The organism is Citrobacter sp. wls827, assembly GCF_005280875.1.
GTDB lineage: Bacteria > Pseudomonadota > Gammaproteobacteria > Enterobacterales > Enterobacteriaceae > Citrobacter > Citrobacter youngae.
Genome location: NZ_SZWR01000007.1, coordinates 1 through 10,760 on the forward strand (window position 1 = coordinate 1; position 10,760 = coordinate 10,760).

Annotated in this window: 5 protein-coding genes; 3 read left to right on the forward strand and 2 right to left on the reverse strand. The window is 51.2% G+C overall.

Features of this window, described 5'->3' with window-relative positions:
- Positions 1–284: 284 nt before the first annotated feature.
- Together rpoB and rpoC are read left to right on the forward strand one after the other, a co-directional pair.
- Complete coding sequence (gene rpoB, locus FDX03_RS03185) at positions 285–4,313, forward strand: DNA-directed RNA polymerase subunit beta (protein ID WP_003033111.1); 4,029 nt, start codon at positions 285–287, stop codon at positions 4,311–4,313.
- Between the two features lie 76 nt (positions 4,314–4,389).
- Positions 4,390–8,613: a DNA-directed RNA polymerase subunit beta' gene (gene rpoC, locus FDX03_RS03190; protein ID WP_003033107.1), complete on the forward strand. Its 4,224-nt coding sequence runs from the start codon at positions 4,390–4,392 to the stop codon at positions 8,611–8,613.
- A gap of 115 nt (positions 8,614–8,728) precedes the next feature.
- Here the strand turns inward: rpoC and FDX03_RS03195 are convergent, their stop codons facing one another.
- Positions 8,729–9,046, reverse strand: a complete 318-nt coding sequence (locus FDX03_RS03195) for a PTS lactose/cellobiose transporter subunit IIA (protein WP_003033104.1) — start codon at positions 9,044–9,046, stop codon at positions 8,729–8,731.
- Positions 9,047–9,050: 4 nt separating this feature from the next.
- Positions 9,051–9,356: a PTS sugar transporter subunit IIB gene (locus FDX03_RS03200; protein ID WP_103772092.1), complete on the reverse strand. Its 306-nt coding sequence runs from the start codon at positions 9,354–9,356 to the stop codon at positions 9,051–9,053.
- Positions 9,357–10,449: 1,093 nt separating this feature from the next.
- On the opposite strand from FDX03_RS03200, the gene FDX03_RS03205 reads away from it, so the two are divergent.
- A complete protein-coding gene (locus FDX03_RS03205) occupies positions 10,450–10,662 on the forward strand; it encodes a cold-shock protein (RefSeq protein ID WP_048214120.1) in 213 nt (70 codons plus the stop codon).
- The last annotated feature ends 98 nt before the right edge of the window (positions 10,663–10,760 follow it).

The window sequence follows — 10,760 nt, forward strand, 5'->3', positions numbered from 1 at the left end:
GATGGCTGGTGACTTTTTAGTCACCAGCCTTTTTGCGCTGTAAGGCGCCAGTAGCATTTCACACTGTTTGACTACTGCTGTGCCTTTCAATGCTTGTTTCTATCGACGCCTTAATATACTGCGACAGAGCGTCAGTTCTGTGTAAATCGCAATGAAATGGTTTAAGCGTGATAGCAACAGGCATTGCGGAAAGTATTCGATTTTCCGGTCAACAAAATAGTGTTGCACAAACTGTCCCTTCGTCGGACAGATGGGTCGACTTGTCAGCGAGCTGAGGAACCCTAATGGTTTACTCCTATACCGAGAAAAAACGTATTCGTAAGGATTTTGGTAAACGTCCACAAGTACTGGACATACCTTATCTCCTTTCTATCCAGCTTGACTCGTTTCAGAAGTTCATCGAGCAAGATCCTGAAGGGCAGTATGGTCTGGAAGCAGCTTTCCGTTCCGTTTTCCCGATTCAGAGCTACAGCGGTAATTCCGAGCTGCAATACGTCAGCTACCGCCTTGGCGAACCGGTGTTTGACGTTCAGGAATGTCAGATCCGTGGCGTGACCTATTCCGCACCGCTGCGCGTAAAACTGCGTCTGGTGATCTACGAGCGCGAAGCGCCGGAAGGCACCGTAAAAGACATTAAAGAACAAGAAGTCTACATGGGCGAAATTCCGCTCATGACTGACAACGGTACCTTTGTTATCAACGGTACTGAGCGTGTTATCGTTTCTCAGCTGCACCGTAGTCCTGGCGTCTTCTTTGACTCCGACAAAGGTAAAACCCACTCTTCGGGTAAAGTGCTGTATAACGCGCGCATCATTCCTTACCGTGGTTCCTGGCTGGACTTCGAATTCGATCCGAAGGACAACCTGTTCGTACGTATTGACCGTCGCCGTAAACTGCCTGCGACCATTATTCTGCGTGCGCTGAACTACACCACTGAGCAGATCCTTGACCTGTTCTTTGAGAAAGTTGTTTTCGAAATTCGTGACAACAAGCTGCAGATGGAACTGGTGCCGGAACGCCTGCGTGGTGAAACCGCCTCCTTTGACATCGAAGCTAACGGCAAAGTGTACGTCGAAAAAGGCCGTCGCATCACTGCGCGCCACATTCGCCAACTGGAAAAAGACGATATCAAACATATCGAAGTTCCGGTTGAATACATTGCTGGTAAAGTTGCGGCTAAAGACTACGTTGACGAATCTACTGGCGAGCTGATCTGCGCAGCTAACATGGAGCTGAGCCTGGATCTGCTGGCTAAGCTGAGCCAGTCTGGCCACAAACGTATCGAAACGCTGTTCACTAACGATCTGGACCACGGTCCGTACATTTCTGAAACTGTACGCGTCGACCCAACCAACGATCGTCTGAGCGCGCTGGTAGAAATCTACCGCATGATGCGCCCTGGTGAGCCGCCGACTCGTGAAGCTGCTGAAAGCCTGTTTGAGAACCTGTTCTTCTCCGAAGACCGCTATGACCTGTCTGCGGTTGGTCGTATGAAGTTCAACCGTTCTCTGCTGCGCGACGAAATCGAAGGTTCCGGTATCCTGAGCAAAGACGACATCATCGAAGTGATGAAGAAGCTCATCGATATCCGTAACGGTAAAGGCGAAGTCGATGATATCGACCACCTCGGCAACCGTCGTATCCGTTCCGTAGGCGAAATGGCGGAAAACCAGTTCCGCGTTGGCCTGGTGCGTGTTGAGCGTGCGGTGAAAGAGCGTCTGTCTCTGGGCGATCTGGATACCCTGATGCCTCAGGATATGATCAACGCCAAGCCGATTTCTGCAGCAGTGAAAGAGTTCTTTGGTTCCAGCCAGCTGTCTCAGTTTATGGACCAGAACAACCCGCTGTCTGAGATTACGCACAAACGTCGTATCTCTGCGCTCGGCCCAGGCGGTCTGACCCGTGAACGCGCAGGCTTCGAAGTTCGAGACGTACACCCGACTCACTATGGTCGCGTATGTCCAATCGAAACGCCTGAAGGTCCGAACATCGGTCTGATCAACTCCCTGTCCGTGTATGCACAGACTAACGAATACGGTTTCCTTGAGACGCCGTACCGTAAAGTGACCGACGGTGTTGTAACTGACGAAATCCACTACCTGTCTGCTATTGAAGAAGGCAACTACGTTATCGCTCAGGCGAACTCCAACCTGGATGACGAAGGCCACTTTGTAGAAGATCTGGTTACCTGCCGTAGCAAAGGCGAATCCAGCTTGTTCAGCCGCGACCAGGTTGACTACATGGACGTATCCACCCAGCAGGTGGTATCCGTCGGTGCGTCCCTGATCCCGTTCCTGGAACACGATGACGCCAACCGTGCATTGATGGGTGCGAACATGCAACGTCAGGCGGTTCCGACTCTGCGCGCTGATAAGCCGCTGGTTGGTACCGGTATGGAACGTGCTGTTGCCGTTGACTCCGGTGTTACTGCAGTTGCTAAACGTGGCGGTACTGTTCAGTACGTGGATGCTTCCCGTATCGTTATCAAAGTTAACGAAGACGAGATGTACCCGGGCGAAGCAGGTATCGACATTTATAACCTGACCAAATACACCCGTTCTAACCAGAACACCTGTATCAACCAGATGCCTTGCGTATCTCTGGGCGAGCCGGTTGAACGTGGTGATGTGCTGGCAGACGGTCCGTCCACCGACCTCGGTGAACTGGCGCTGGGTCAGAACATGCGCGTGGCATTCATGCCATGGAACGGTTACAACTTCGAAGACTCCATCCTCGTATCCGAGCGTGTTGTCCAGGAAGACCGTTTCACCACCATCCACATTCAGGAACTGGCATGTGTGTCTCGTGACACCAAGCTGGGGCCAGAAGAGATCACTGCTGACATCCCGAACGTGGGTGAAGCTGCGCTCTCCAAACTGGATGAATCCGGTATCGTTTACATTGGTGCAGAAGTGACCGGTGGCGACATTCTGGTTGGTAAGGTAACGCCGAAAGGTGAAACCCAGCTGACGCCAGAAGAGAAGCTGCTGCGTGCGATCTTCGGTGAGAAAGCGTCTGACGTTAAAGACTCTTCTCTGCGCGTGCCAAACGGTGTTTCCGGTACGATTATCGACGTTCAGGTCTTTACTCGCGATGGCGTAGAAAAAGACAAACGTGCGCTGGAAATCGAAGAGATGCAGCTGAAGCAGGCGAAAAAAGACCTGTCTGAAGAACTGCAGATCCTCGAAGCTGGCCTGTTCAGCCGTATCTACGCTGTGCTGGTTTCCGGTGGTGTTGAAGCTGAGAAGCTCGACAAACTGCCGCGCGACCGCTGGTTAGAACTCGGCCTGACCGACGAAGAGAAACAAAATCAGCTGGAACAACTGGCTGAACAGTACGACGAACTGAAGCACGAGTTTGAGAAAAAACTCGAAGCGAAACGCCGTAAAATCACTCAGGGCGACGATCTGGCACCGGGCGTGCTGAAGATTGTTAAGGTTTATCTGGCGGTTAAACGTCGGATCCAGCCTGGTGATAAGATGGCAGGTCGTCACGGTAACAAGGGTGTTATCTCTAAGATCAACCCGATCGAAGATATGCCACACGATGCTAACGGTACGCCGGTAGATATCGTACTGAACCCGCTGGGCGTACCATCGCGTATGAACATCGGTCAGATCCTTGAAACCCACCTGGGTATGGCTGCAAAAGGTATCGGCGATAAGATCAACGCCATGCTGAAACAGCAGCAGGAAGTCGCGAAACTGCGCGAATTCATCCAGCGTGCTTACGATCTGGGTTCAGATGTTCGTCAGAAAGTTGACCTGAATACCTTCAGTGATGAAGAAGTTCTGCGTCTGGCTGAAAACCTGAAAAAAGGTATGCCGATCGCAACGCCGGTATTCGACGGTGCGAAAGAGTCTGAAATCAAGGAACTGTTACAGCTGGGTGGCCTGCCGACTTCCGGTCAGATCACACTGTTCGACGGTCGTACCGGTGAGCAGTTCGAGCGCCAGGTTACCGTTGGCTACATGTACATGCTGAAACTGAACCACTTGGTTGATGACAAGATGCATGCGCGTTCTACCGGTTCTTACAGCCTGGTTACTCAGCAGCCGCTGGGTGGTAAGGCGCAGTTCGGTGGTCAGCGCTTCGGGGAGATGGAAGTGTGGGCGCTGGAAGCATATGGCGCAGCATACACCCTGCAGGAAATGCTCACCGTTAAGTCTGATGACGTGAACGGTCGTACTAAGATGTATAAAAACATCGTGGACGGCAACCATCAGATGGAACCAGGCATGCCGGAATCCTTCAACGTACTGTTGAAAGAGATTCGTTCGCTGGGTATCAACATCGAGCTGGAAGACGAGTAACTCTCGATCAAACAGGTCACTGGTGCTGGCGTAACAGCCAGCGCCAGATTGTGCTAACTCCGACGGGAGCAAATCCGTGAAAGATTTATTAAAGTTTCTGAAAGCGCAGACTAAAACCGAAGAGTTTGATGCGATCAAAATTGCTCTGGCCTCGCCAGACATGATCCGTTCATGGTCTTTCGGTGAAGTTAAGAAGCCGGAAACCATCAACTACCGTACGTTCAAACCTGAACGTGACGGCCTTTTCTGCGCCCGTATCTTTGGGCCGGTAAAAGACTACGAGTGCCTGTGCGGTAAGTACAAGCGCCTGAAACACCGTGGTGTGATCTGTGAGAAGTGCGGCGTTGAAGTGACCCAGACCAAAGTACGCCGTGAGCGTATGGGCCACATCGAGCTGGCGTCTCCGACTGCTCACATCTGGTTCCTGAAATCTCTGCCGTCCCGTATCGGTTTGCTGCTTGATATGCCGCTGCGTGATATCGAACGCGTACTGTACTTCGAATCTTATGTGGTTATCGAAGGCGGTATGACTAATCTGGAACGTCAACAGATCCTGACGGAAGAGCAGTATCTGGACGCGCTGGAAGAGTTCGGTGACGAATTCGACGCGAAGATGGGTGCGGAAGCAATTCAGGCCCTGCTGAAGAGCATGGATCTGGAGCAAGAGTGTGAAACTCTGCGCGAAGAGCTGAACGAAACCAACTCCGAAACCAAGCGTAAGAAGCTGACCAAGCGTATCAAACTGCTGGAAGCCTTCGTACAGTCTGGCAACAAGCCAGAGTGGATGATCCTGACCGTTCTGCCGGTTCTGCCGCCAGATCTGCGTCCGCTGGTTCCGCTGGATGGTGGTCGTTTCGCAACGTCGGATCTGAACGATCTGTATCGTCGCGTCATTAACCGTAACAACCGTCTGAAGCGTCTGCTGGATCTGGCTGCGCCGGACATCATCGTACGCAACGAAAAACGTATGCTGCAGGAAGCGGTTGACGCCCTGCTGGATAACGGTCGTCGCGGTCGTGCGATCACCGGTTCTAACAAACGTCCTCTGAAATCTTTGGCTGATATGATCAAAGGTAAACAGGGTCGTTTCCGTCAGAACCTGCTCGGTAAACGTGTTGACTACTCCGGTCGTTCTGTAATCACCGTAGGTCCATACCTGCGTCTGCATCAGTGCGGTCTGCCGAAGAAAATGGCACTGGAACTGTTCAAACCGTTCATCTACGGCAAGCTGGAACTGCGTGGCCTGGCCACCACCATCAAAGCCGCTAAGAAAATGGTTGAGCGTGAAGAAGCTGTCGTTTGGGATATCCTGGACGAAGTTATCCGCGAACACCCGGTACTGCTGAACCGTGCACCAACACTGCACCGTCTGGGTATTCAGGCATTTGAACCGGTACTGATCGAAGGTAAAGCTATCCAGCTTCACCCGCTGGTTTGTGCGGCATATAACGCCGACTTCGATGGTGACCAGATGGCTGTTCACGTACCGCTGACGCTGGAAGCCCAGCTCGAAGCGCGTGCGCTGATGATGTCTACCAACAATATCCTGTCTCCGGCGAACGGCGAGCCAATCATCGTTCCGTCTCAGGACGTTGTATTGGGTCTGTACTACATGACCCGTGACTGTGTTAACGCCAAAGGCGAAGGCATGGTGCTGACTGGCCCGAAAGAAGCTGAGCGTATCTATCGCGCAGGTCTGGCCTCTCTGCATGCGCGCGTTAAAGTGCGTATCACTGAATATGAAAAAGATGAAAACGGCGAATTCGTTGCGCACACCAGCCTGAAAGACACGACCGTTGGTCGCGCCATTCTGTGGATGATCGTACCGAAAGGTCTGCCTTTCTCCATCGTCAACCAGGCGCTGGGCAAGAAAGCTATCTCCAAAATGCTGAACACCTGTTACCGCATTCTGGGCCTGAAGCCGACCGTTATCTTCGCTGACCAGACAATGTACACCGGCTTTGCTTATGCAGCGCGTTCAGGTGCATCTGTTGGTATTGATGACATGGTCATCCCAGAGAAGAAACACGAGATCATCTCTGAAGCGGAAGCTGAAGTTGCTGAGATCCAGGAGCAGTTCCAGTCTGGTCTGGTCACTGCGGGCGAACGCTATAACAAAGTTATCGATATCTGGGCTGCGGCGAACGATCGTGTATCCAAAGCGATGATGGATAACCTGCAAACCGAAACCGTTATTAACCGTGACGGCGTAGAAGAGCAGCAGGTTTCCTTCAACAGCATCTACATGATGGCCGACTCCGGTGCGCGTGGTTCTGCAGCACAGATTCGTCAGCTGGCCGGTATGCGTGGTCTGATGGCGAAGCCAGATGGCTCCATCATCGAAACGCCAATCACCGCGAACTTCCGTGAAGGTCTGAACGTACTCCAGTACTTCATCTCTACTCACGGTGCGCGTAAAGGTCTGGCGGATACCGCACTGAAAACAGCGAACTCCGGTTATCTGACTCGTCGTCTGGTCGACGTTGCGCAGGACCTGGTGGTTACTGAAGACGATTGCGGCACTCTGGAAGGCATCACCATGACCCCGGTTATCGAGGGTGGTGACGTTAAAGAGCCGCTGCGCGATCGCGTTCTGGGTCGTGTGACTGCTGAAGACGTTCTGAAGCCGGGTACGGCGGACATTCTGGTTCCACGCAATACGCTGCTGCACGAACAGTGGTGTGACCTGCTGGAAGAGAACTCCGTTGACTCCGTTAAAGTCCGTTCCGTTGTATCTTGTGACACCGACTTTGGTGTATGTGCGCACTGCTACGGTCGTGACCTGGCGCGTGGCCACATCATCAACAAAGGTGAAGCAATCGGCGTTATCGCGGCACAGTCCATCGGTGAACCGGGTACACAGCTGACGATGCGTACGTTCCACATCGGTGGTGCGGCATCTCGTGCGGCTGCTGAATCCAGCATCCAGGTGAAAAACAAAGGTAGCATCCGTCTGAGCAACGCGAAGTCGGTTGTTAACTCCAGCGGCAAACTGGTTATCACCTCACGTAACACCGAACTGAAACTGATCGACGAATTCGGCCGTACCAAAGAAAGCTATAAAGTGCCTTACGGCTCAGTTATGGCTAAAGGTGATGGCGAACAGGTTGCTGGCGGCGAGACCGTAGCAAACTGGGATCCGCACACCATGCCGGTTATCACCGAAGTGAGTGGTTTCGTCCGCTTCACTGACATGATCGACGGCCAGACCATTACTCGTCAGACCGACGAGCTGACCGGTCTGTCTTCTCTGGTGGTTCTGGATTCTGCAGAGCGTACTGCGGGCGGTAAAGACCTGCGTCCGGCACTGAAAATTGTTGATGCTCAGGGCAACGACGTTCTGATCCCAGGCACCGATATGCCTGCTCAGTACTTCCTGCCGGGTAAAGCGATTGTTCAGCTGGAAGATGGCGTACAGATCAGTTCTGGTGACACCCTGGCCCGTGTTCCGCAGGAATCCGGCGGTACCAAGGATATCACCGGTGGTCTGCCGCGCGTTGCTGACCTGTTCGAAGCACGTCGTCCGAAAGAGCCGGCAATCCTGGCTGAAATCAGCGGCATCATTTCCTTCGGTAAAGAAACCAAAGGTAAACGTCGTCTGGTTATCACCCCGGTAGACGGTAGCGAACCGTATGAAGAGATGATTCCGAAATGGCGTCAGCTCAACGTGTTCGAAGGTGAACGTGTAGAACGTGGTGACGTTGTTTCCGACGGTCCGGAAGCGCCGCACGACATCCTGCGTCTGCGTGGTGTGCATGCTGTAACTCGTTACATCGTTAACGAAGTTCAGGACGTATACCGTCTGCAGGGCGTTAAGATTAACGATAAACACATCGAAGTTATCGTTCGTCAGATGCTGCGTAAAGCCACCATCGAAAGCGCTGGTAGCTCCGACTTCCTGGAAGGCGAGCAGGTTGAATACTCCCGCGTCAAGATCGCTAACCGCGAGCTGGAAGCGAACGGCAAAGTGGGTGCAACGTTCTCCCGCGATCTGCTGGGTATCACCAAAGCGTCTCTGGCAACCGAGTCCTTCATCTCTGCAGCATCGTTCCAGGAAACCACGCGTGTCCTGACCGAAGCCGCTGTTGCAGGTAAACGTGATGAACTGCGCGGTCTGAAAGAGAACGTAATCGTGGGTCGTCTGATCCCGGCAGGTACCGGTTACGCGTACCACCAGGATCGTATGCGCCGTCGCGCAGCGGGCGAACTGCCAGCTGCTCCGCAGGTGACTGCTGAAGATGCGTCTGCCAGCCTGGCAGAACTGCTGAACGCAGGCCTGGGCGGTTCTGACAACGATTAATCGTTGCTGACCATAATAAAAAACCCGCTTCGGCGGGTTTTTTTATGTCTGTGTTATGTCTGATGGCGCTGTGCTTATCAGGCCTACGAGGCGACGAAGCTATCCGGCAATGTCATTAATTTACCGGCGGTAAGCGCCGATAAAGTTCAATCATGTCGCCCGCCAAATCCTGAATCACCATCGCGTTCATCAGGTGATCCTGCGAATGGACGGTGATGAGATTAACCGGAAGCTTGCCGGTACCTTCGTCAATTCCGATCAGCTGGGTCTGAATTTTATGCGCTTGTTTAACGTACTCGCGTGATTCCGTCATCGCTTGTTCTGCACCGGAGAAATCACCTTTACGCGCCAGTTGCAATGCCGTCAGGGCCTGGCTGCGTGCAGCACCCGCATTAACGAGTAATTCCATGATGATTGTTTCTAACTCTTCCATGCCATTACTCCAGCAGTTTCAGCGCTTTATCCAGTACGGCATCACCTTTCATCATGCCGTAATCCATCATATCGATCACCGCGACCTTTTTACCTAACGGGTCAGCAAGCGCCTGTAGCTTGGCCTGTTCATACTTAACCTGTGGACCGAGCAAAACGATATCCGCTGTAGCGATATTCTCTTCAAACTCGGCCACCGGGACGGCTTTGATAGTGACGTCGACCCCTTTTTTCTGGGCGGCATCTTTCATCCTTTGCACCAGCATGCTGGTGGACATTCCGGCGGCACAGCATAAAACGATGTTTTTCATAAGCAGTCTCGATCAACATGTGTGAGTTGATAATTATCGCGAGCCAGCTATAGCAACAACTGCTTTGCAACGATTGTGTGCAAGGCATCACAAAGAAAGCCGCTTTTTCTGAAACCGGTTACAAAAAGAGGTCAAACCCTGCGATCTGGACCGGGGCCAGCGGCTTTTTGACTCGCTTATCACATGCTGGAATATATAATTACTGTCAATAAAGACATGTTATAAAAAACAGTATTGACAGCGTTTTTTAAACCCGTATGTTAATACTTAACAGCGGAGAAATTGTCATTTGCTGTTAACGTAGTAAGTGTTAGTAGAGCTCGATTGGGGTTTGCGATAAAGGCCACGAAGTATTTTTTGTATGGGATAGTCGATGCTGAAAACGCTATTTTTTCACTTCGACAATGCTTTCAGGCCACGTAGTTGATATATCTAATCGCAAAAAATCAGTAAAACGCGACGATGTAACGCCATGATTTAATAGTAATTATTCGTGATTTCTGCTTTTTTGGTTATCACGAGGGAAATAAGGCAACGCATCAAAGAGTATATGTCGCGAGGGGAAGTGTACTTGTTTAGGTCACCAGCCTTGAGTTCTATTATCAAGCGGGTGGAATGTGTTTAACGGTAAATAGAGGAAAGCTTTAGTTAGTATCAATATCCAATATTATCTGTAGTAAACGTGTACATTTTAAAGTAGTACCATCAGCAGTATTAAATCGTTAAGTTTATTAATGTTAAATTTGAAGTGTGTAGTAACGTAAAGCCCTGACTGCAATAGTCGGGGCTTTTGTTCATTGTAGATCAAGCTGTTATCCAGGATGCTTAGCCGCGTTGGTTCAACATTGCATCACTCAGTGGGTATTAAAAAAATTAATGCTTGCTTAATGATTAGAAGTAGGTCTACTATAGCGGCATCGGTTTGGAACACAGACCTTATGCAAGCAGTTTTAGTAAAGCAGTTCTCAGTTCAAGCGTTATCCTCAGATACTCTTCTTCATGAGCCTCCTCCCTAAGTGCCCCATAAGTTAATTTCTGCAAAACAGGCCATCTTCGCTGCATAAGCGGCTCAAAAACATGAAAGGAAGTATCTATGTCTAACAAAATGACTGGTTTAGTAAAATGGTTTAACCCTGAGAAAGGCTTCGGCTTTATCACTCCTCAGGACGGTAGCAAGGATGTGTTTGTGCATTTCTCCGCTATCCAGAGCAACGATTTTAAAACCTTAGACGAAGGTCAAAAAGTGGAGTTCTCTGTTGAGAACGGCGCTAAAGGTCCGTCTGCTGTTAACGTTATCGCGCTGTAATCGCCGATAATTTCACGAACACTTACGATAGCGATGAAGGCCAGAGCCTGAGCAGTTAAGTGCCAGTGAAGAAAAAACCCGCGAAAGCGGGTTTTTTT